This is a genomic window from Ruegeria sp. G7 (assembly GCF_056535465.1).
In genome coordinates, this window is sequence record NZ_JBQFIL010000001.1 from 2,849,461 (window position 1) to 2,871,916 (window position 22,456).

A 22,456-nucleotide genomic window follows, 5' to 3' on the forward strand; every position below is an offset into this window, starting at 1 on the left:
ATTCGGTCAGGCGCGCAAAGAGAACGAACCTTGGTAAAGAGGTGACAGGGGCATGAGCCAGATCGAAGAATTACAACGCCGTATCATAACAGCGATGGAGCGGATCGGCAGCGGTGTTGAAGCACTACAGACGACCGCTGTGGCAGAGGGCGGTGATGCCGCTGCACTTGCGGAAGAGCGGTTGGCAAATGCTCAGTTGGAAGAGCGGATAAAGTCGCTCAAGGAACGCCATGCGCAGGAGATTGACGCGCTACGTGCCCAGCCTGCGTCGGACGGCGAGGTGGATGCCCTGCGTGCGCAGTTGGCGGATGTCAAATCCCAGTTGGCCGCAGTCGAGGCCGCGCGGTCCGAGTTGGCCGAGGCTAAAGCTGCTCTTGAAAATGACGACGAGATTTCAGCACTCAAGGCCGAGATTGAGATGCTGCGTCCTTACGCAGGCGCGGCGGAAGAGGCTGAGTCGCTGCGTTCTGAGGTCGAGCAGCTCACCCAGGTTGCAGATCGCGCTGAGGAAATGGAGACCGAACTGACGAAGTTGCGGGCTGAGCTTGCCGACAGTGAGCGCGTGGCCGAGTTGAGTGCCGAGCTTGAGATGCTGCGCGCTGAACGCGCAAGCCACGGCGCGGCGATGTCGCGGCTGGACGGCGATCTGCAGCGGCTACGCGGGGCAAACGAAAAACTGCGCGAGGCCGTTGACGAACTGCGCGCCGCCGCGCAGGACGGCGTGACGGATGCAGATATGCTCAACCGGGCAACCGCGGCAGAACTGGAGGCCACCCGAGCCGCACGGGCATCGGACGCCGCCGAAGCGCATGCGGTCTTGGCCCGGCTCGAGCCGTTGTTATCCCATGCCAAGCTGGCGGAAGGAGAGGTGGAATAATGCCCGAAGTAACCATTCATATCGGCGGTCGTGGCTTCGACGTATCTTGCCAGGACGGCGAGGAAACTTTTCTGCAAGCCGCCGCCAAGCTTTTGGATGATGAAGCTCAAGTGCTGTCAGACCAGATCGGGCGCATGCCTGAATCGCGCATGTTGCTGATGGCCGGACTGATGCTGGCGGACAAGGCAGCGGCGCAGGATGATCGTGTGAAACTGGCCGAGGCAAAGCTGGCCGAGGTCGAAGCCGAACTGACCCGCCTGCGCAACATGCCGCAACCGCAGCCCGAGCGGGTCGAGGTCGCGGTGGTTCCGCCTTCGGTGACGGATACGCTGGCCGAGATGGCCGCACGCGCTGAAGCCCTTGCGGCAGTCATCGAAGAGAAGTCGGCATGATGCTGCGGAGAGGTGTTGCAGTTAGCGCCGGAGTGCTTTCGATCTGGGGGTCTGCGGCGCTGGCGCAGATCGACATTCTATCGGTGACATTCACCTGCGAGAATGCAACGCAAATCCCGGTCTCTTACTTCAACGCGGCAGACGGGACAGGGGCTGCGGCGATGGTTATCGATGGACAGCTTATTGCGATGCAGCAGGCCGCAAGCGGATCGGGCATTCGATACGAATCCGTCGGTGCGAATGGCACGTACACGTTGCGGTCGAAAGGCTGGGACGCAACAATCAGCTTTCAAGCTGCAGGCGATACTGCCCCTGAACTGGTGTTGTTCAGGGACTGTGTCAGTCGCTAGATCAGGCGTTCGCTTCGCGAATTTTGTCTGCCGCGTCTTTGTTATAGCCGACGCCGTTGTCGTCAAACAGCGTGTCCAGCTCGCCTGATAGGGTCATCTCGGTGATGATGTCGCAACCGCCCACGAATTCGCCTTTGACATAAAGCTGCGGTACGGTCGGCCAGTCGGAATAATCCTTGATGCCCTGCCGCACGTTCTCGTCAGCCAGAACGTTCACGTCGGTATAGTCAACGCCCATATAGTTCAGTACCCCGGCCACGCGGGACGAAAACCCGCATTGCGGCATCTCTTTGGTGCCTTTCATATACAGCACCACATCATTGGCTTTAACGGTTTCGTCGATCTGGGTCTTAACGTCGCTCATTTCGCGTTTCCTTTGCTCTTAGGCATCATCGCTTTCGCGTCTTCTTGCGGGGCCTTCTGGACTATGGGGCTGCGCTGAAGCAATAGCGCCGATATGAGAATTGCTGGATGAATGTACAAGGTGACTGGTTGTGCCAGAAGCAAAGCCTTTTTCATCCTTGCGCCGTGCCTTTTGGTTGTTGATGGCGATGAGCGCGATCAAACAAACGAAGGCAGTCAACACCACCAAGATAACGATCGCATGCTCCATCTCACTTCGGCACTTTTCACTCAGGCACCTTTGTCGTCAACGCAAGCGCGTGCAGTTCTCCATCTGGGCCGTCCATCTTACCTTTCAAGGCCGCATAGACCGCGCGCTGTTGCTGAACCCGGTTTTTACCGCGAAAGCTCTCGTCCACGACCATTGCGGACATATGCACGCCGTCGCTGCCGCCAACCTGAATTTCCGCATCGGGAAAGGCTTCGCGCAGCAGGGTTTCGATTTCGTGGGCGCTCATCGGCATGTGGAGTTCTCCTGAAGATCTTTGAAAAAGATTTAGAGCGATGCGCAAGGGCGCGCAAGATGTGCTGGTCGGGCAAAGGCCTGAAACCCTGCACCCCAGAGGGGACGCAGGATTTTTCGGAGTTTAAACGACAATAGGGAGGTCTTAGGCAACGGCCTCGGCGAAGCTGCTACGGAACGTGTCCGTCAGTTCAGCCAGTGGGGCTTCGGAGGTGCCGATTTTCACGCTGTCACCCGTGAAGCGGCCAACCGAGACCAGTGGGACACCGGCCTGGCCCGCAGCAATCATCAGTGCCTCGGCCTGATCGAAGTTGCAGGCGACCAGATAGCGGGCCTGATCCTCACCGAACAGGAATTCGGTCGGTGCTTCGTCAAGGCAGACGCCAACGCCTGCAGCCTCGGCCAGTTCGAACGCGGCCAGAGCAAGGCCACCATCGCCCAGATCGGTGCAGGCCTTGATCATCTGGCGGTTGGCGCGGATGAATTCTCCGTTGCGCTGTTCCGCGTCCAGATCGACATGGGGCGCGTCGCCATCTTCGCGGTTGAACACCTCGGCGAGAAGCGCGGATTGGCCCAGATGCCCTTTGGTTTCACCGATGACCAGCGCAACATGGCCTTCGCGGACCTCGTTGCCGATGATCTCATCCGAGTGCGCCAGCAGACCAACCGCGCCGATGGTCGGTGTCGGCAGGATCGCCTGACCATCAGTTTCATTATAAAGCGAGACGTTGCCCGACACGATCGGCATATCCAACGCGCCGACGGCGGCACCGATACCCTGGATGGCACCAACGAACTGGCCCATGATCTCGGGCTTTTCGGGGTTGCCGAAGTTCAGGTTGTCGGTGGTGGCCAGCGGTTTGGCCCCAACGGCAGTCAGGTTGCGATAGGCCTCGGCCACCGCCTGCTTGCCACCCTCGACCGGGTTGGCGCGGACATAGCGCGGGGTCACATCGCTGGTGAAGGCCAGCACCTTGTCAGTCCCGTGGACGCGGACCATGCCTGCGCCCAGACCCGGTGTGCGGGTGCTGTCGGCCATGACCATGGTGTCGTATTGCTCATAGACCCACTGCTTGCCCGCATAGTTGGGCGACGCGAGCAGGGCGCGCAGGCCGTCGATCGGGTCGATTTGGGGAACGTCGGACAGGTCCTCGGCTTCGGGCGTGGCCACCCATGGGCGGTCGTATTCCGGTGCAGTTGACGAAAGCTTGGACAGGACCAAATCGGCTTTCACTTCACCATTGTGCATGATCAGGAAACGGTCTTCGGCGATTGTCTCGCCAACGATGGCGAAATCGAGATCCCATTTCTCGAACACGGCGCGCGCTTCGGCTTCAAGCTCGGGTTTGAGAACCATCAACATGCGCTCCTGAGATTCAGACAGCATCATTTCATAGGCTGTCATGTTCTCTTCGCGTTGAGGGACGTTTTCGAGGTCCAGACGAACACCCAGACCACCCTTGTCGCCCATTTCAACGGCGGAGCAGGTCAGACCCGCCGCGCCCATGTCCTGAATCGAAATCACGGCGCCGGTCTGCATCAGCTCCAGTGTCGCCTCCATCAGACGCTTTTCAGTGAACGGGTCGCCGACCTGAACAGTGGGGCGTTTTTCTTCGATGGTGTCATCGAACTCGGCCGAGGCCATGGTTGCACCGCCCACGCCGTCGCGACCAGTTTTCGCGCCCAGGTAGACGACGGGCATACCGACACCAGAGGCGGCGGAGTAGAAAATCTTGTCGCTATCTGCAAGACCTGCAGCAAACGCATTCACCAGACAGTTGCCGTTATAGGCGGGGTGAAAGCGCACTTCACCGCCCACGCAAGGCACCCCGAAACAGTTGCCATAGCCGCCGATGCCCTCGACCACGCCGTTGACCAACTGGCGGGTCTTGTGATGGCCGGGTTCGCCGAAGGACAGCGCGTTCATCGAGGCGATCGGACGCGCGCCCATGGTAAAGACGTCGCGCAAGATGCCCCCAACACCGGTCGCCGCGCCCTGATAGGGTTCGATGTATGACGGGTGGTTATGGCTTTCCATCTTGAAGACCACCGCCTGACCGTCGCCGATATCGACCACGCCCGCATTCTCGCCCGGGCCACAAATCACCTGAGGGCCAGAGGTGGGCAGGGTGCGCAGCCATTTCTTCGAGGATTTGTAGGAGCAATGCTCGTTCCACATGGCCGAGAAGATGCCAAGCTCGGTAAAGGTCGGCTCGCGCCCGATGATCTCGAGGATCATATCGTATTCATCGGGCTTGAGCCCGTGTGCGGCGATCAGATCGGGTGTGATGGCGGGCTCTTGCATCGTCTGTCCTTGTCCAAGGGTGGCCGAGATTGCGCGCCTTTTAGGGCAAGGGCGCGCCCGTGGGAAGGGTCATCTGAGCGCAGGGCGTTTGGGGCGACAAAAAAACGGAACCGGCGCAAGTGCCGGTTCCGGTATTGGCGCTTAACATTCTTGGCCCAGTCACGTCTTCAGACATGGCCTGGGCCGTATAGTCACGCCGGGGTTTGCCCCTTGTTGACCGCATCCGCGGCGGCTGCGCCAACAGCAGCCTTTTGTTCCTCGCTCAGGTGCTCTGCCTCTTCCAATCCGGGGATCGCGACGCGCACCTCTCGGCGGGCAAAGTCGATGCCATTGGCGTTGAATTCGGTCTTCACGCGATTGAAGATTTCCTTCCGCAAGGTGAACTGTTTGCCGGGCTTGGCCATGAATTTGCCCCGGATGATCATGCCGACATCGTCAAAGTCGAACACGCCCTGAGACTTGAAGGGCTGCAGGAAGCCATCCTTGTGCACCTCGTCCTGCATCATCTCGGCGCCGATCTTCTTGAAGATCTTCTTGACCTTGTTGGGATCGGTGTCGAAAGGCACGGTGAACTTCAGCTTCATGATCACCCAGTCGCGGCTGAAATTGGTCAGCTTCTGGATTTCGCCGTAGGGAATGGTGTGCACCGGACCGCGATGGTGACGCAGTTGCATGGAGCGGATCGAGATTTTCTCGACCGTGCCCATGGTACCACCCACGTCGACATATTCGCCGACCCGAAATGCGTCATCGATCAGGAAGAAGATGCCGCCGACGATATCCGCCACCAGTTTCTGCGCACCAAAGCCGATGGCCAGACCCAGAACACCAGCACCGGCCAGCAGCGGCGTGATATTGATCCCCAACGCACCCAGCGCGAGCAGGCCGAAGATGACCGCGATGGTGATCTGAGCGGTAACCCGCAGCAACGGCAGAACGGTCGCAAGGCGCGATCCTCCAGCACCTCCGCCTTCGCCACCGGCCTCTTCGTCCAGCGCCTCGGCCGCGGTCTGTTCTTGCGCCAGACGACGGTTGATCCAAAGCGAGACGATCTCGTTCATGATATAACCAATCGCGATGATCAGCAGGAACTCGATCACTGCGCCTCCGACTTCGGCGCTGACACCGGCTGAGGCCACGTTGCGCAGATCAAGCTGCCAGGCGTTGGCGATCATGAAGACGATAAACAGCCCGGCGATGACTCGTCCAATCCGGATATAGCTGCGTTTGGCCGACCGATAGGCCCGTTCCGCCAGGGGGCCTTCGCCAGACATGGGGGGCTGCAGGTGACGAACCAGCCCGCGTATCAAGGTATCAAGCGCCGGCGCGATCAGCAGCCAGAACATGGTGGTGAAATGCGCACCATTGACCAGCACGCGCAGGACGGCAGGATCACGGCGGGCGACAAGATATTCGACCAGAACCCAGATCACGACCGAAACACCGATGGCGAAATAGGGGTAATAGCGCGCAACCTCTTTATCGAACCGGGTATGATCGGGATCCGTTCCCAGCATCATCTGTGACAGCCCATCACGCGCGGTCCAGGCGATCACACCGATGTAGACGTGAATCGCCGCGTTCAGCCAAAAGCCGATGCGGGTGTCATCGCCACTGATGCCGTTGAGGGAATTGAACCGCAGTACGAACAGGGTAAAGCCGATCAGGATCAGCAGGCCGATCAGGTTGCGATGCAGGTATTTCGCCCAGTGATCGTCCACATTCACCAACCGAAACTGGGATTTCTGCGGCGCCAGCACAAAGCGCGATGCGGCGGCACCCAGGCGTGGCACCCAGATCAGATAGAAAACGAACGGAGCGGCATAGGTCAGTTGTTCGGTGGTCAACAAGCCGCGCCCGATCGCCCGGATAACGACATAAAAGACAATCAAACCCGCGATTTCACGGCAGAACCGACGGAACAGATATTGGACCGCGCCCCACAAATCCGCCTCATCTGCCACTTCGGTTGCCTCGTGCCAGCGGCGGGTCAGGAAGATAAACAGCTTTTCTGCGATAAAGCCAACCACCAGGACAGACAGCACAAGCCCAAGCAGCGTGTAGACACCGGTCGTACCAAGTGTATCAGAGAAATTGGCAAACGCCGTTTGTTGCGCTGTGACGATGTTGGGCAGCGTGGTCAGAACATGCGTCCAGGATGAGACCATCTCGGCCCAGATTTCGCTGATTTCGGTCAGCGGGTCGTCAACTTCAGCTTTTTCTGCGGCCTGCTGTTCGGCCACAGCATCCAGCCGCTCTAGCAAGATCGCGCGAACCTGATCGTCGGACATGCGTGCGACGAGATCATCCACTTGTTCCGGGGTGAGATCATCCGGGATGGCTGTCGGCGATGTGGTGCTGGTGTCTTGTGCATAAAGCGGCACCGCAAGAAACACAGCGGCGACCATCGCCAGAAAGAGGCGGAGTGGTTGGAACATGAATAGGCCCTCGAATACGAAAGTTGTATCGTTTTCCGGGATCATATGCTTATGCGTGCATTTTTCCCAGAGCTTTCGGCGGGTTAACTTGCTCTGCAGCCAAAAAAAAGGCCGAGCACTAAGCTCGGCCGTAGTCCAACAGGGAGGTATGAAGATGATGAGCGTTACAGCATCATCGCCTTCGAGTGCTCATTTAGGGATCAGTTTGTGAACGATCAAGCCGAATAGCGGCCCAGTTTGATCATGCCCGCTATGCCCGGGGCGCATAGCTAGAGTTTGCCAAGCTGCCGCAACTGCTTGCGATGCGCGATGATCTCATCCTGAACGAAGTCTCGAAATGCCGCTATCCGCTTGGAATGACGCAGTTCTTCCGGGTAGGCGAGGTAAACGGGTACATCCGCGCTTTCGATATCGGAAAGGACCGGTATCAGATTGGGAAAGTCGTCGGTCACATAATTGGGAAGCACGCCGATCCCGAGATCGTGAATAACGCCCTGCAAAACACCAAAGTAGTTGTTCACCGTCATCAGCGAAGCGGGATTGTAGGTCATCAAATGCCGAACCATCGCAGCGCCGACCCCAACTTGAGGGGCGGAAGGTGTCTGACAAATCAGCCTGTGCTTTGACATCTCTTCCAGCGTCTGAGGTGCGCCGCCATGGGTCTCAAGGTAGTTGGGCGTCGCATACAGCATCATCTGTACCGTCATCAGGCGCTTGCGGACCAGATCGGCCTGGCTGGGCTCTTTCATACGAATAGCGACATCAGCTTCGCGCATGGGAAGATCCAGAACCCGCTCCTCAAGCATCAGATCGATGTTGAGGTCGGGATATTGCTCGTAAAGCTTTGGCAGACGCGGGGCCAGCCACAGCGTGCCAAAGCCGAAGGTGGTGGTCACCCGCAGAACGCCGAACACTTCATCCTCGCTGTCGCGGATGCGTGCAGCGGCGGCATCCAGACGTTTGGACATGGCCGAGGTGGCATCGAACAGGAACTCTCCCTGTTCGGTCAGAATCAGTCCGCGTGCATGTCGATGGAACAGGGTGGCATCCAGTGATTCTTCAAGCGCCCGGATCTGACGACTCACGGCAGATTGAGACAAATTGAGCCTGTCGCCGGCATGTGTGAGGCTGCCCGCATCAGCAACTGCATGAAATATTCTGAGCTTGTCCCAATCCATCGCCGCAACTTTCGTTATCCTTGGGAAGCCCTATATGAAACACGTAACAAATTCCACAATCAAACCCGGAAATCGTTACGGAATAGAGCAAAATTGGTATACAGGTCAGCCTTTATGACCTAAAATGCATGCGAATGAAGCACACTAATCCGACGAGGGGAGACGTCAGATGAGTCAGCCGAAGATCTCATTGAATGACCGGTTCGATCTGTCCAAAAGCCCGGTTCTTCTGAACGGCACGCAGGCGCTGGTGCGCCTCATGATGATGCAGAAGGCGCGCGATACGGCAGCGGGGTTGAACACAGCCGGTTTGGTTACGGGATATCGTGGATCGCCCCTTGGTGCGGTGGATCTGCAAATGTCGCGGGCCGAAAAACAACTGGCCGAAAACGATGTCACGTTTCAGTACGGGTTGAACGAGGATCTGGCAGCAACCGCTTTGTGGGGCAGCCAGCAAGCGGGTCTACGCGGCGATGGGCGATATGATGGCGTGTTTGGCCTGTGGTACGGCAAGGGTCCGGGCGTTGACCGGTCCGGCGACGTGATGCGCCACGCCAACATGGCAGGTACTGCCCAGCATGGCGGCGTGCTGATGGCTATGGGCGATGACCATACGGGTGAAAGCTCGACCGTGTTGCACCAATCCGAATGGTCTCTGGTCGATATGTACATGCCGGTGGTCAGCCCTGCAGGTGTTCAGGAGATACTGGATTACGGCATCTACGGTTTCGCACTCAGCCGGTTTGCGGGGGTCTGGGTCGGGCTGAAGACGATGAAGGACACGATCGAGGTGACTTCGGTCGTTGATGGCCGTCCGGATCGAATGCATCTGGTGATACCTCAGTTCGATATGCCCGAAGGCGGATTGAACATCCGGCTTGGCGACACGCCGCATCTGCAGGAAACGCGGGTGATCGATCACAAACGCTTTGCGGCTGAGGTATTCTCGCACGCCAACAAGCTGGACAAGCGGGTATGGGGGAAACCCGGTGCCAAGATCGGCTTTGCGGCAGCAGGCAAGAACTGGCTGGATCTGGTCCACGCCATGTCGCTGCTGAACATCGACGCGAATGAGGCCGAGCGGTTGGGGATCACCACCTACAAGATCGGCCAGACATTCCCTCTGGATATGAAGGGGTTTCACGACTGGGCCGAGGGGCTCGACCTGATCGTGATCGTCGAGGAAAAGCGCAAGCTGATCGAGGTGCAGGTCAAAGAGGCGATCTTTGACGACCGGCGCGGGCGGCGTGTTTATGGCTGGTACAAAGGCGGTGCCGGGACGCTGCACCGCGAGGAATTGTTCCCGACCCGCGGCGCGCTGGATCCGATCATGATTGCCGAGAAACTGGGTGAGATTCTGATCGAAGAGGGGCGCGAAACCGATGGCGTGCGCGCCGGTCTGGCCGCGCTGTCCGAGGCGCGCCGCGCCGACAACGCGCAGGAAATCGCGGCGCGTCTGCCGTATTTCTGCTCGGGCTGCCCGCATAACAGCTCGACCAAACTGCCCGATGGCAGCCGGGCTTATGCCGGGATCGGCTGCCATTACATGGTGCAGTGGATGGACCGTGAGACCACCGGTTTTACCCAGATGGGCGGCGAGGGGGCGAACTGGATTGGCGAGGCCCCGTTCTCGACCACCAAGCATGTGTTCCAGAACCTTGGCGACGGCACGTATAACCATTCGGGCGTGCAGGCGATCCGCGCGGCGCTGGCGGCAGGCACCAACATTACCTTCAAAATCCTCTATAACGACGCCGTTGCGATGACCGGCGGGCAGGAGAACGAAGGTGGGCTGAGCGCCGAGCGTATCGTGGCTGAAGTGCGCGCCATGGGCGTCAGCAACGTCGCCGTTGTCTACGACGAAAAGGAAGATGTGAACTTTGGGGCCTTGCCCTCGGGCGTCGAAACCTTTGAGCGCGCCAAGCTGATGCAGGTTCAGGAAAAGTTCCGGGAAATTGAGGGTGTATCGGTCATTGTTTATGTCCAAACCTGCGCCGCCGAAAAGCGCAGGCGGCGTAAAAGGGGCACGTTCCCGGACCCGGACAAGCGGGTATTCATCAACACCGATATCTGTGAGGGCTGCGGGGATTGCGGCGTTCAGTCGAACTGTGTCTCGATTGTCCCGAAAGAGACCGAGCTTGGTCGCAAGCGGGCGATTGATCAGTCCAGTTGCAACAAGGATTTCTCTTGCCTGAACGGGTTTTGCCCGTCCTTCGTGACCGTTGAGGGGGCAAAAATCCGCAAAGAGGCGACCACCGATCTGGACTTGCCGGACCTGCCCGATCCCGTTCTGCCGCAGATCGATGGGACTCATAACGTGGTGATCACGGGCGTGGGTGGTACGGGCGTCGTCACCATCGGCGCAGTTCTGGCGCAGGCGGCGCAGATCGATGGCAAGGGCGCGGGCATGATGGAGATGGCGGGCCTCGCACAAAAGGGCGGTGCTGTACATATCCACTGTCGTCTGGCGAACCGGCCCGAAGATATCAGCGCCATTCGCGTCGCCACTGGTGAGGCGCATGCGCTCATTGGTGGTGATCTGGTGGTCTCGGCAGGGGCCAAGACGCTGGGTCTGACCCAGACCGGCCAAACCGGGGCGGTGGTGAACAGCCACGAGATTATCACTGGCGACTTTACGCGTGACACGGAATTCCAAATCCCAAGCGATCAGCTACAGCTTGCCTTGCAGGCCCGGTTGAAGGACGGGGTGGCATTGTTTGATGCCACCGATCTGGCGCGAGCGGTGATGGGGGATTCGATTTATTCCAACATGATGATCTTTGGTGCCGCCTGGCAAAAGGGCCTGCTGCCGATCCGGTTGCAGGCCATCATGGAAGCGATCGAGCTGAACGGCGCCGCGGTCGAGCGCAACAAGCGCGCCTTTGAGGTCGGACGGTGGGCGGTGACACATCCCGAGGACGCGGCCAAAATCCTGCGCCCGAACGTGGCGGAACTACCCAAGACGCTGGATCAGGTGATCGACTTCCGCGCCGCCCATCTGACCGATTATCAAGGCAAGCGGTTGGCCAAACGCTATCGTAAGCTGGTTGAAAGCGTCGAGGACGAACAGGTCCGCGAGGCAATTGCCAAAGGCTACCATAAGCTTTTGTCCTACAAGGATGAATACGAGGTCGCGCGGCTGCTGCTTGACAGCCGCAAGAAAGCCGAGGCCGAGTTTGATGGCGACTTCAAGATGACCTTCCACCTTGCGCCACCGACGTTGGGCACAAAGGGTGACAATGGACGTCCGGCCAAGAAAGCCTTTGGTGAATGGTTCCTGGGGCCGCTGAAACTGCTCGCCAAACTGAAAGGCCTACGCGGCACGCCCCTGGATGTGTTCGGTTACACGGCAGAACGCAGAATGGAGCGCGCCCTGATCCGGCAGTATGAGACGGACATGAAGGAAGTCCTGCCCAAGCTGACGCCCGACACAAGCGATGCCATTGCGGCATTGGCAGCTCTGCCGCTGGACATTCGCGGGTTTGGCCCGGTTCTGGTCGCGAACGAGGCCAAGGCTGCGAAACGGCGCGAGGAATTGCTGGCGGTAATCCGCGATGGGGGCCCTCAGATGAAGGCTGCGGCAGAGTGAAGTTTCACAAGGCTGTAACGTAAGCTATGCAAAATGGGTCCCCGGTCTTATTTAGACGTCAACAAACCCGAGGAACCCATGCCCCCGCGTCATCACGTCGCCCGTGACATCTCTTACGCCCACTCTGCGGAAACGCGGGGCGGGCGTATGGTCATCAAGCTGATGGAGAACACAACGGGCCGGATGCGTCTGATCCGGCGCGCCGACGGGTACGAGCAGGAAGTGGCGCAGGGGCGCGACTTCTGGTCCGTGATGGTAGATCGATACGGGCTGAGTTTGGACGTGGTGGGCGGTGCGTTGTCGAACATCCCCAAAGATGGGCCGCTGATCCTGATTGCCAACCATCCCTATGGCATTCTGGATGGTCTGATGATGGGGAATATCCTGTCTCAGACACGCGGAGATTTCCGCATTCTGGCCAATCATGTGTTCCGCAAGGCCGAAGACCTGAACCGGATCGTCCTGCCGATTTCGTTTGATCAGACGAAAGAGGCCGTCCGGCTGAACCTTGAGACCCGCAAAACCGCGCTGAACTATTTGGGCGAAGGTGGGGCGATCGGCATTTTCCCCGGTGGTACGGTCAGCACGGCCGTAAAGCCATTTGCCCACCCGATGGACCCGGGCTGGCGCGGATTTACCGCCCGTATGGTGGCCAAATCGCAGGCCACTGTGGTGCCTGTTTTCTTCGATGGCCATACCTCGCGCCTGTTCCAGATCGCCAGCCATCTGCACAACACGTTGCGGATGGGTCTGCTGATCAAGGAATTCAAGAAACGCGTCGATACCCCGGTCCGGGTCGTGGTCGGCGAGCCCATCGGACGCGACATTCTTGACCCGCTTGGCAAGGATACGCGCAAGATGATGGATTTCCTGCGCAAAGCCACGTATGAGCTGTCTCCAGAGCCGCTGAAGTCGTATGACTATGGCTATGAATTTGAGGAACGGCATCGCGCCTGAAGGGGCAAATGGCAGTAGGTATCTTTGATTCCGGATTGGGCGGTCTGACCGTCCTGAACGCCGCGCAGAAACATCTGCCCGACGTGGATTTCCTGTACTATGCGGATAGCGCGCATGCGCCTTACGGTGTGCGCGATGCCGAGGATATCTATAACCTGACCCGAGCCGCCGTACAGGACCTGTGGGATCGCGGCTGCAATCTGGTGATTCTGGCCTGCAATACCGCCAGCGCGGCTGCCTTGCGCCGGATGCAAGAGGCGGGCGTGCCCGAAGGAAAAAGGGTGCTGGGTGTGTTCGTGCCGCTGATCGAGGCCCTGACCGAACGGCAATGGGGCGATAACTCGCCACCGCGCGAGGTCGAGGTGCAGCATGTGGCGCTGTTTGCGACCCCTGCAACCGTGTCCAGCCGGGCTTTTCAGCGGGAACTTGCGTTTCGTGCCATCGGCGTGGATGTCGAGGCACAGGCATGTGGCGGTGTCGTGGATGCCATTGAAGACGGCGACATGATTCTGGCCGAAGCGCTAGTGCGCAGCCATGTGGACGCTTTAAAACGTAAAATGCCCCAGCCTCAGGCGGCCATTCTGGGCTGCACACATTATCCGCTGATGGCTGAGACCTTCCAGCAGGCGCTGGGGAGAGACGTAAAGGTCTATAGCCAGGGCGATCTGGTCGCCGAGAGTTTGGCGGACTACCTGAAACGTCACCCGAATATGCTGGGCGATGGGCCGGGCGGATTCCTGACGACCGGCAAACCGGGTGTGGTGACGGATCGCGCGACGCAGTTCCTCCGACGACAAATCACCTTTGCTGCCGCCTGACCTAGGTCAAGGACGGCGCTTTTCCGATTTCGTACTCCGTTGACCGTCGCAGCGGCGGTCTTCCCATGTGACACATGAATGAAAGAGGTCTGACATGACCCATAAAATCGCAATTCTGGGTGCTTCGGGCTATACTGGCGCGGAACTCGTGCGGCTGATCGCCGGGCATCCGAATATGGAAATCACCGCTCTGGCCGCCGAGCGTAAGGCCGGGCAGACCATGGCGCAGGTGTTTCCGCATCTGCGGCATATGGATTTGCCTGTGCTTTGCAAAATCTCAGAGATCGACTTTTCTCAGATTGATCTGTGTTTCTGCGCCTTGCCGCACAAAACCAGCCAAGAGGTCATTCGGGAGCTGCCCAAGACGCTGAAAATCGTTGACCTGTCAGCGGATTTCCGGCTGCGAGATGGCGATGAATACGAAAAATGGTACGGTAACCCGCACGCCGCCTTGGGACATCAGGCCGAGGCGGTCTATGGCCTGACCGAGTTCTACCGGGATGACATCCGCGCCGCGCGGCTGGTTGCGGGAACCGGGTGCAACGCGGCGACGGGTCAGTATGTGCTGCGTCCATTGATTTCGGCGGGGGTCATTGATCTGGACGACATCATTCTGGATCTGAAATGCGCCGTCTCGGGCGCGGGTCGGGCGTTGAAAGAGAACTTGCTGCATGCCGAGCTTAGTGAAGGGGCGAATGCCTATGCAGTGGGGGGTACGCACCGGCATCTGGGCGAGTTCGATCAGGAATTCTCGGAACTGGCGGGGCGGACGGTACATATTCAGTTCACGCCGCATCTGATCCCGGCCAACCGGGGCATTCTGGCGACCTGCTATGTGAAGGGTGACCCGCAAAGCGTTTATGAGACGCTGCAATCGGCCTATGACAATGAGCCCTTTATCGAACTGCTACCCTTTGGCGAGACGCCTTCGACCCATCATGTGCGAGGGTCAAACTTCTGTCATGTCGGGGTGGTTGGTGACCGGATTGAACGTCGCGCCATCGTCGTCGCGGCGCTGGATAACCTGACAAAAGGTAGCAGTGGGCAAGCCTTGCAGAACGCCAACCTGATGTTAGGTGAGGATGAAACCCTGGGGCTGATGATGGCCCCTCTGTTCCCGTGAGGACGGTATGAAAACGCTCAAGAAACGTCGTCGAGTTCAGGTGATATTGCTGGCTGTCGTGGCCTTGGTGCTGGCGACGGGATTGATTGGGTACGCGATGCGCGATGGCATAAACTTTTTCCGCTCGCCCAGCCAGGTGATCGCCGAGCCACCCAAACCGACCGAGGTCTTTCGGATCGGGGGACTGGTCGAGGAGGGCTCGATCATTCGTGGGCAGGGCGAGACGGTGCATTTTATTGTGACTGACGGGGGTGAAAGTGTGCCCGTGGCATTTACCGGAGTGCTGCCTGATCTGTTCTCGGAAAATCAGGGGATGGTTGGAACCGGAAGCTACGTGGATGGCGTCTTTGAAGCCACTGAGATTCTTGCCAAACATGATGAAACCTACATGCCGAAAGAAGTGGTCGACGCGCTGAAAGAACAGGGCGTTTATCAGGAGGCTGGTGACAGCTGAATACAGCTGGACGGCCTGCCTCCGGCGGAGGTAACTTAAACAGAACAAGCGGGGCGTTGCGCGCTTAAGGCGGGCAACGCCCTTTGTTTTGGCGGGGTTTTAACGCCTTTGCCTGACCGTTTGGTCCATCTGAACAAGGGGTGGTTTGATGCAGACGGTTCGGCAGATCGCAGAAGAAATCGTGGTGCGGGAAGGCGGGTTTGTGGATGACCCCGACGATCCCGGTGGCGCGACGAAACACGGAGTGACCCTCCACACCATGCGGCGCTTGGGCCTGGATTTGACCGGGGATGGGGTCGTTGGCCATGCCGATGTGCACGCGCTGACAAAGGCGCAGGCGGTCGATGTTTTCGTGCAGCATTACTTCGAAAAGCCACGCGTAGGGTTGTTGCCCGAGGCGCTGTGGCCATCGGTTTTTGATATGTATGTGAATGCGGGCGCACATGCGGTTCGGATTTTGCAAAAACTGCTGCGCCAGATGGGGTATGAAGTGGCCGTCGATGGTGGCATTGGTCCGCAGACAGCGCGGGCATGCGCGGATGCGGCGCGTCCGCAGGCGGATGTGCTGCGGGATGCGTATGGGATCGCGCGGCGGAACTATTATTTCCGGCTGGCGGATCGCAAGCCCGCCCTTCGCAAATACGCACGGACGCGCTCAGGCGGGAAGGGTGGGTGGATCAAGCGCGCCGAAGAGTTCGTGTCGCCCACCTATCATCTGAGCGATGCCGCGTTTCAGCGGAGGGTATCGGAATGGGGTTAATTTCAGGAATTCTGGGATTGTTGTTCGGCGGCGGTCGAAATGTCGTTGGCGAAACGGCTGAGGTGTTTCGCGAAAACTCGGAAGCGCGCGCCAAGCGGGCGGTTGCGCTGCGTGCGGCGGCGATGGGCCAGTTTGACGCAGAGTTTCAGACCTCGGACAAGGGAGGTTTTGATCGGTTCATGGATGGGGTGAATCGGCTGCCGCGCCCGGCACTGGCTTTGGGTACGCTGGGGCTGTTCATCGCGGCGATGGTTGATCCGATCTGGTTCGCCGCGCGCATGCAGGGAATCGCACTGGTGCCCGAGCCATTGTGGTGGCTGCTTGGCGTGATCGTCTCTTTTTATTTTGGGGCACGTCATCAGCTGAAGGCGCAGGATTTTCAACGCGAAATCAGCGGGTCCCTGCAGCAAATGCCCGAGGTCTTAGCCAACCTTGAAGCCCTTGATGCGATAGGTGCTGACAGCCGGACCGCAAGAGCGCCTGATCACAACCCGGCGCTGGATCGGTGGAAGGAACTGCGCGACAGCTGAGGCGCGACACTATGTGCGTTTGCGCGATGCGAATGTGAATGGTGCTTGGCCTGAGCTGCGCGTATAAATGGGCCATGATTACAGAGCTTGGCCACTTCGCACTGATCCTCGCCTTTCTGGTTGCCATTGTGCAAACTGTCGTTCCCCTTGTGGGGGCCTCAAAACGCTGGACCGGGTGGATGATTTTCGCTGAACCTGCGGCGATCACGCAGTTCATTCTGACGGCATTTTCCTTCGCGGCATTGGTCTGGGCGTTCACGACCTCCGACTTTTCGTTGCGGATTGTGGTCGAGAACAGCCATTCGGCCAAGCCGATGCTTTATAAGGTCAGTGGCACGTGGGGGAACCACGAAGGTTCGATGCTTCTGTGGGTACTGATCGTGGCGCTGTTCGGGGCGATGGCTGCGGTGTTCGGAGGCGGGTTGCCGCCAACCCTGAAAGCGCGGGTTCTCGCGGTTCAGGCGGCGATCGGTGTGGCGTTTTATGCGTTTATCCTGTTTACCTCGAACCCGTTTGACCGGTTGCCGGTTCCGCCATTCGACGGGCGCGATCTGAACCCCTTGTTGCAGGATCCCGGTTTGGCCTTTCATCCGCCCTTCTTGTATCTTGGCTATGTGGGGCTGAGCATGGCGTTCAGCTTTGCAGTGGCAGCCCTGATCGAAGGCCGCGTGGATGCTGCATGGGGGCGCTGGGTGCGGCCATGGACACTGGCGGCCTGGGTGTTTCTGACCATCGGCATCGCTCTGGGATCTTGGTGGGCGTATTATGAGCTTGGCTGGGGCGGTTTCTGGTTCTGGGACCCGGTCGAAAACGCCAGCTTCATGCCATGGTTGCTTGCGGCGGCGTTGCTGCATTCGGCCATCGTGGTTGAAAAGCGCGAGGCGCTGAAAAGCTGGACCATCCTTCTGGCGATCATCGCGTTTGGCTTTTCGCTGATCGGCACTTTCATCGTGCGCTCAGGGTTGCTGACCTCCGTTCATGCCTTTGCCAATGACCCCGAGCGTGGGGTGTTCATCCTGTTGATTCTGGTCTTTTTCACTGGTGGCGCTTTGACCTTATTCGCCGCCCGCGCACAGGCGATGGAGGCCAAGGGAGTCTTTGGGATGGTAAGCCGCGAAAGCGCGCTGGTTCTGAACAATATCCTGTTGGCGGTTAGCTGTTTCGTGGTGTTCTTTGGCACACTCTGGCCGATGGTGGCCGAGATGGCGTTTGACCGAAAGCTGTCGGTCGGACCACCCTTCTTCAACGCGGCGTTCACGCCATTCATGGTAGTGCTTGGGATCGTCCTGCCGGTCGGCGCCATGATTCCCTGGAAGCGCGGTCGGGTGGGCAAGGCTGCGTGGTCGTTGCGATACGCATTTGTGCTGGCCGTTGCTCTGGCCATACTCGTGTGGGTGATGCAGACCGGGCGCAGTGCTTTGGGACCGGTAGGCCTGTTTTTGGGGGCTTGGATCACTTTCGGGGCCATCGTTGATTTGTGGAGCCGCACGGGACGCAACGGCAGTGTTGCGCGCCTGTTCCGCCTGCCGGGGGCTGACTGGGGCAAAGCCGTTGCCCATACTGGTCTTGGCGTGACTATGTTTGCCATCGCGGGTCTCACCGCGTGGGAAGTGGAAGATATCCGCGTGGCGCAACCCGGCGAACCGTTTGAAGTCGGGCAGTTCACACTGACCCTGCAGGACGTGCGGCGGGTTGAAGGGCCCAATTATTTCTCGACGACTGCAGATGTCGCCGTTTCGTTGAACGGGCGTCCGATCACGACACTGCATCCTGAAAAGCGCGACTATCCGGTGGCCCGGATGCCCACGACCGAGGCGGCGATCGACTATCGGTTCCTGCGTGACCTCTACGTGGTGATCGGGGATCAGCAAGCGGATGGCGGCTGGGTGATGCGTACCTATATCAAGCCGCTGGCCAACTGGATCTGGGCTGGCTGCATTCTGATGTCGCTGGGCGGTTTGCTCAGCCTGTCGGATCGGCGCTTCCGGGTCGCGGCCGGCGCTCGTAAGACACCTGCCCGCGGGGTGCCTGCGGAATGAAACGCCTGATCCTGATCCTGATGCTGATGGCGAGTCCGCTTTTAGCGGTCCAACCTGACGAAGTGCTCGACGACCCCGTCCTGGAAGAGCGCGCACGTGAGCTGAGCACCGGTTTGCGCTGTCTGGTGTGCCGCAACGAAAGCATCGATGAAAGCAACGCCGAGCTTGCGCGCGACCTGCGCTTGCTGCTGCGCGAGCGGCTCGTGGCCGGGGACACCGATCAGGAAGCAGTGGACTTCATCGTTGCACGATATGGCGAATATGTGCTGCTCAGACCCACAATAACAGGTGCCAATCTGATGCTATGGCTCGCCGGCCCGGTCATGTTGCTGATCGCGGCAGGTATGGGATGGAGCTTTCTGCGCAAGCGGTCGCATGCTCAGGCAACGGGACCCGCAGACCAGCTCAGCGCTGAGGAACAAGAGCGTCTGCGTCGAATTCTGGAAGACTGACGCGCGGTTCCGCTTTTCCTTCGCTCACATTTGCGTAAGGTTTCGCAAAACGCTGCGCAGGTGAGGTTTTCGATGGAATACGAAGCGGTCCAACTGGATATTTCTGATGGTCTGGCGGTTCTGACGCTGAACCGGCCCGAAAAGATGAACGCTCTGACCACGCAGATGCGGGCCGAGATCACCTATGCGATGAAAGACGCCGCGCGTCAGGCCCGCGCGATTGTTCTGACGGGTGCAGGGCCTGCATTTTGCTCGGGTCAGGATTTGGGCGATGCGTCAAGCACCGGATCGATTGATCTGGAACGTGCGTTGCGTGATGAATACGAGCCGATGCTCGAAGCGGTCTATGACTGCCCGGTGCCGACCATAGCTGCGGTCAACGGACCGGCGGCGGGGGCAGGCGCCAATCTGGCCCTTTGCGCGGACGTCGTGATCGCGACCGAGAGCGCCTATTTCCTGCAGGCTTTCGCACGGATCGGCCTTTTGCCCGATGCCGGAGGGACATGGTTCATGCCACGGCAGATGGGCTTTGCCAAGGCGATGGGGGCGGCGTTGTTTGCCGACAAGATCAGCGCCCGGCAGGCGGATGACTGGGGCTTGATCTGGGAAGCGGTGCCTGATGATCAGTTTGACGCCCATTGGCGCAAACGCGCTGCTTATCTGGCCCATGGCCCGACGGCGGGCTTCCGGGCGATCAAGCAGGCGATCCGTGGGACATATGATAAGACATTGCCGCAGCAATTGGCGGCAGAGGCCCATCTGCAAGGCGAATGCGGGCGGACCCGCGATTTCGCCGAAGGCGTCGTGGCCTTTCTTGAAAAACGCCCCGCGAAATTCGAGGGGCGCTGATACTAGACTCAGGCCCGGCGACGGCGACGTGTGCGCCGTTCGGGCAGGGCATCATCCCCGGTGCCGTCCGACGCCGATGTGAACGGGCCGAGCGCCAGCGTGATTTCGTCCAGGGTCGGACGATTGCCCCGGGGCCGCGTGTCCAGAGCTTTGCGCATCTCCCGCAGATGTTCAGGCATCGTACCGCAGCAGCCACCAATGATCGTCGCGCCGCAATCCCGCGCCATCGCTGCGTATTGTCCCATCAGGGCCGGGGTGCCGTCATAATGGATATGGCCGTCCACATATTTCGGAATGCCTGCATTGCCCTTGGAGATCAGCGGGCGTTCGGTGCCTTGCGCGGCAAATCCAAGGATGGTGCGCAGAATATCCGACGCACCGGTGCCGCAATTGGCCCCAAATGCGATGGGTGGGTTGGGCAGCGTCTCGACGATCATCGCCAGATCCGAAGACGTCACGCCCATCATGGTACGGCCCGCCGTGTCAAAGCTCATGGTACCGCACCAGGGCATGTCGGCCAGGGCAAAAGCCTCGGCAGCGGCGCGGAACTCTTCCGGCGCACTTATGGTTTCCAGCCACAACACATCAGCGCCACCTGCTTTCAGGGCATCGGCCTGTTCGTGAAACATCTCGACAGCCTCGGCGTGGGTCAGGCTGCCGACGGGCTCCATGATTTCGCCGGTAGGTCCGACCGATCCGGCGACCACGATAGGCCGGTCTGCCTTATCCGCGACCTCACGACCCAACGCGGCCCCGATACGGTTCAGCTCGGCCACGCGGTTCTGTGCATCGTGCAATTTCAACCTTGCCGCCGTGCCGCCAAAGGTATTGGTCAGAAACAGATCGCTACCTGCGTCCACCGAACCCTGGTAAAGCGCCCTGATCTTGTCCGACGCATCGACGTTCCACAATTCGGGTGCGTCGCCGGATTGAAGGCCCATGTTGAACAGGTTTGTGCCGGTCGCACCGTCCGCAAGGATTGCATCGGTTGTTTCCAGAAGTTTGCTGAGCGCATTGGTCATTGGGGTATTCCAAAATATGAGGCCGAGACCTATCAAATATGAGACGCCCCGTGTCTCATGACCGGGGCGTCAAATCAAACTCATAAAACTCATGAAGATCATGAGTTTTGGATTTCGTCCAATCAGTCTTCGGCTTCTGACATGACCTGAAGCTTCGCTTCGACAAGCAATTCTGCCATTTTCTCGCGGATTTTGGCCTCATCCGCCAAGTCGCCAAGGTAGCCTTTGACCGCCTCGACAACATCGTCTTCGCTGACATTCTGCAGATCGGTGTGCACCAGTTCCTGCCCGTACTGCCGCGCCTGTTCTACGGTTTCGCCTTTCAGCGCTGACGCCCACACGGCCATGAAACGGTTGCGGCGCATGCGCGCGATGAACTGCATTTTCTCGTCATGGGCGAACTTGCTTTCAAACGCGGCTTCACGTTCGTCGAATGTGGTCATTGGTTGGGGACCCCTTGGCTTGGATTTCTCTCACGATGATATGACTATAGGATGTCCTGGGCGCAAGGTATTTGCGCTGCGTCAAACACTCTCGGGTCGCTGAACTTGCGGGAAGGCGGGGCTTGCACTATGAGGGCGCCAACGTGAAGGGACTCATTCCCTTTCGCCAGTCTGGAAAGGTCGCTCATGGCGCGTCGCAAGAAGATTTACGAAGGTAAGGCCAAGATTCTGTATGAAGGCCCCGAACCGGGCACCATCGTACAGTATTTCAAGGACGACGCCACCGCGTTCAACGCCGAGAAGAAAGACGTGATCGACGGCAAGGGCGTGCTGAACAACCGCCTGAGCGAGTTCTTCATGAACGGCCTGACCCAGATCGGCATCCCGAACCACTTCATCCGCCGCCTGAACATGCGCGAGCAACTGGTCCGCAACTGCGAGATCGTGCCGCTGGAAGTGATCGTGCGCAACTATGCCGCCGGGTCGATGTCGAAACGTCTGGGTATTGCCGAAGGCACGCAATTGCCGCGCCCGATCGTGGAATACTGCTATAAGGACGACGCTCTGGGTGACCCACTGGTGACCGAAGAACACATCGCGGCCTTTGGCTGGGCCAGCCAGCAGGACATGGACGATATCCTCAGTCTCGCGCTGCGTGTCAATGATTTCATGAGCGGCGTGATGCTGGCTGTTGGCATCCGTCTGGTCGATTTCAAGATCGAGATCGGGCGGATTTTTGACGGTGACTATCAGCGGCTGATCGTGGCCGATGAAATCAGCCCCGATAGCTGCCGCCTGTGGGATATCGAGACCGGTCAGAAGCTGGACAAGGACGTGTTCCGCCGCGATCTGGGCAGCCTGACCGACGCCTATTCCGAGGTCGCCCGCCGGCTTGGGGTTCTGCCCAAAAGCAATGTGACCAAGCCGACGCTGATCAACTGACCCTGCCGCTGACCGGCAGGGTTGTCCGACACGCGCAAGCGGGGTATCCCGCGCGCAACGAAACGGGCCGCAG

Annotated in this window: 22 protein-coding genes; 14 read left to right on the top strand and 8 right to left on the bottom strand. The window is 59.2% G+C overall.

Going from position 1 to position 22,456, the window contains the following annotated elements:
• The first annotated feature begins 52 nt into the window (after positions 1–52).
• The 3 genes from ACR3EN_RS14300 to ACR3EN_RS14310 are packed head-to-tail and all read left to right on the top strand — an operon-like array spanning position 53 to position 1,619.
• A complete protein-coding gene (locus tag ACR3EN_RS14300) occupies positions 53–877 on the top strand; it encodes a hypothetical protein (RefSeq protein ID WP_480822056.1) in 825 nt (274 codons plus the stop codon).
• Positions 877–1,269 carry a cell division protein ZapA gene (locus ACR3EN_RS14305; protein ID WP_480822058.1) on the top strand — a complete coding sequence of 131 codons (393 nt, stop codon included), beginning with the start codon at positions 877–879 and terminating at the stop codon, positions 1,267–1,269. The genes ACR3EN_RS14300 and ACR3EN_RS14305 overlap by 1 nt, the downstream gene beginning before the upstream one ends.
• On the top strand, positions 1,266–1,619 hold the full coding sequence (locus ACR3EN_RS14310) for an MliC family protein (protein WP_480822060.1): 354 nt from the start codon (positions 1,266–1,268) through the stop codon (positions 1,617–1,619). The genes ACR3EN_RS14305 and ACR3EN_RS14310 overlap by 4 nt, the downstream gene beginning before the upstream one ends.
• 1 nt (position 1,620) lies before the next feature.
• Here the strand turns inward: ACR3EN_RS14310 and grxD are convergent, their stop codons facing one another.
• From grxD to ACR3EN_RS14340, 6 genes are all read right to left on the bottom strand, one after another.
• Positions 1,621–1,983, bottom strand: a complete 363-nt coding sequence (grxD, locus tag ACR3EN_RS14315; protein WP_480651070.1) for a Grx4 family monothiol glutaredoxin — start codon at positions 1,981–1,983, stop codon at positions 1,621–1,623.
• Between the two features lie 18 nt (positions 1,984–2,001).
• Positions 2,002–2,232, bottom strand: a complete 231-nt coding sequence (locus tag ACR3EN_RS14320; RefSeq protein ID WP_480822062.1) for a hypothetical protein — start codon at positions 2,230–2,232, stop codon at positions 2,002–2,004.
• A 16-nt stretch (positions 2,233–2,248) separates the two neighbouring features.
• The gene (locus tag ACR3EN_RS14325) at positions 2,249–2,485 is read right to left on the bottom strand and encodes a BolA family protein (protein WP_480822064.1); all 237 of its coding nucleotides are present in this window, start codon (positions 2,483–2,485) and stop codon (positions 2,249–2,251) included.
• A gap of 144 nt (positions 2,486–2,629) precedes the next feature.
• Positions 2,630–4,789: a phosphoribosylformylglycinamidine synthase subunit PurL gene (gene purL / locus ACR3EN_RS14330; protein ID WP_480822066.1), complete on the bottom strand. Its 2,160-nt coding sequence runs from the start codon at positions 4,787–4,789 to the stop codon at positions 2,630–2,632.
• Positions 4,790–4,980: 191 nt separating this feature from the next.
• A complete protein-coding gene (locus ACR3EN_RS14335; protein WP_480822068.1) occupies positions 4,981–7,227 on the bottom strand; it encodes a mechanosensitive ion channel family protein in 2,247 nt (748 codons plus the stop codon).
• A gap of 269 nt (positions 7,228–7,496) precedes the next feature.
• Positions 7,497–8,405 (bottom strand): LysR family transcriptional regulator, encoded by a 909-nt coding sequence (locus tag ACR3EN_RS14340; RefSeq protein ID WP_480822070.1) that lies wholly within the window; start codon positions 8,403–8,405, stop codon positions 7,497–7,499.
• 169 nt (positions 8,406–8,574) lie between these two features.
• Between ACR3EN_RS14340 and ACR3EN_RS14345 the strand changes: the two genes are divergently transcribed.
• The 10 genes from ACR3EN_RS14345 to ACR3EN_RS14390 all read left to right on the top strand — a co-directional run bounded on the left by ACR3EN_RS14345 (position 8,575) and on the right by ACR3EN_RS14390 (position 19,976).
• Positions 8,575–11,994, top strand: a complete 3,420-nt coding sequence (locus tag ACR3EN_RS14345; protein ID WP_480822072.1) for an indolepyruvate ferredoxin oxidoreductase family protein — start codon at positions 8,575–8,577, stop codon at positions 11,992–11,994.
• A gap of 78 nt (positions 11,995–12,072) precedes the next feature.
• Positions 12,073–12,951: a lysophospholipid acyltransferase family protein gene (locus ACR3EN_RS14350; protein WP_480870753.1), complete on the top strand. Its 879-nt coding sequence runs from the start codon at positions 12,073–12,075 to the stop codon at positions 12,949–12,951.
• A gap of 8 nt (positions 12,952–12,959) precedes the next feature.
• On the top strand, positions 12,960–13,769 hold the full coding sequence (locus ACR3EN_RS14355; RefSeq protein WP_480822076.1) for a glutamate racemase: 810 nt from the start codon (positions 12,960–12,962) through the stop codon (positions 13,767–13,769).
• A gap of 94 nt (positions 13,770–13,863) precedes the next feature.
• Positions 13,864–14,892 (top strand): N-acetyl-gamma-glutamyl-phosphate reductase, encoded by a 1,029-nt coding sequence (gene argC / locus ACR3EN_RS14360; RefSeq protein ID WP_480822078.1) that lies wholly within the window; start codon positions 13,864–13,866, stop codon positions 14,890–14,892.
• 7 nt (positions 14,893–14,899) lie between these two features.
• Positions 14,900–15,346: a cytochrome c maturation protein CcmE gene (ccmE, locus tag ACR3EN_RS14365; RefSeq protein WP_480822080.1), complete on the top strand. Its 447-nt coding sequence runs from the start codon at positions 14,900–14,902 to the stop codon at positions 15,344–15,346.
• 148 nt (positions 15,347–15,494) lie between these two features.
• Entirely contained in the window at positions 15,495–16,106 is a 612-nt protein-coding gene (locus tag ACR3EN_RS14370) for a holin-associated N-acetylmuramidase (RefSeq protein WP_480822082.1), read from the top strand.
• Positions 16,097–16,636: a holin family protein gene (locus ACR3EN_RS14375; RefSeq protein ID WP_480822084.1), complete on the top strand. Its 540-nt coding sequence runs from the start codon at positions 16,097–16,099 to the stop codon at positions 16,634–16,636. The genes ACR3EN_RS14370 and ACR3EN_RS14375 overlap by 10 nt, the downstream gene beginning before the upstream one ends.
• 74 nt (positions 16,637–16,710) lie before the next feature.
• The gene (locus ACR3EN_RS14380) at positions 16,711–18,675 is read left to right on the top strand and encodes a heme lyase CcmF/NrfE family subunit (RefSeq protein ID WP_480822417.1); all 1,965 of its coding nucleotides are present in this window, start codon (positions 16,711–16,713) and stop codon (positions 18,673–18,675) included.
• Entirely contained in the window at positions 18,672–19,127 is a 456-nt protein-coding gene (locus tag ACR3EN_RS14385; protein ID WP_480822086.1) for a cytochrome c-type biogenesis protein, read from the top strand. The genes ACR3EN_RS14380 and ACR3EN_RS14385 overlap by 4 nt, the downstream gene beginning before the upstream one ends.
• A gap of 72 nt (positions 19,128–19,199) precedes the next feature.
• Complete coding sequence (locus tag ACR3EN_RS14390) at positions 19,200–19,976, top strand: enoyl-CoA hydratase-related protein (RefSeq protein ID WP_480870755.1); 777 nt, start codon at positions 19,200–19,202, stop codon at positions 19,974–19,976.
• A gap of 8 nt (positions 19,977–19,984) precedes the next feature.
• Here ACR3EN_RS14390 and bmt read toward each other — a convergent pair whose 3' ends face one another.
• A complete protein-coding gene (gene bmt / locus ACR3EN_RS14395) occupies positions 19,985–20,998 on the bottom strand; it encodes a betaine--homocysteine S-methyltransferase (protein ID WP_480822089.1) in 1,014 nt (337 codons plus the stop codon).
• Between the two features lie 122 nt (positions 20,999–21,120).
• Positions 21,121–21,441: a DUF1476 domain-containing protein gene (locus ACR3EN_RS14400; RefSeq protein WP_480822090.1), complete on the bottom strand. Its 321-nt coding sequence runs from the start codon at positions 21,439–21,441 to the stop codon at positions 21,121–21,123.
• A gap of 186 nt (positions 21,442–21,627) precedes the next feature.
• On the opposite strand from ACR3EN_RS14400, the gene purC reads away from it, so the two are divergent.
• Positions 21,628–22,383, top strand: a complete 756-nt coding sequence (purC, locus tag ACR3EN_RS14405; protein ID WP_480529019.1) for a phosphoribosylaminoimidazolesuccinocarboxamide synthase — start codon at positions 21,628–21,630, stop codon at positions 22,381–22,383.
• Positions 22,384–22,456 lie beyond the last annotated feature (73 nt).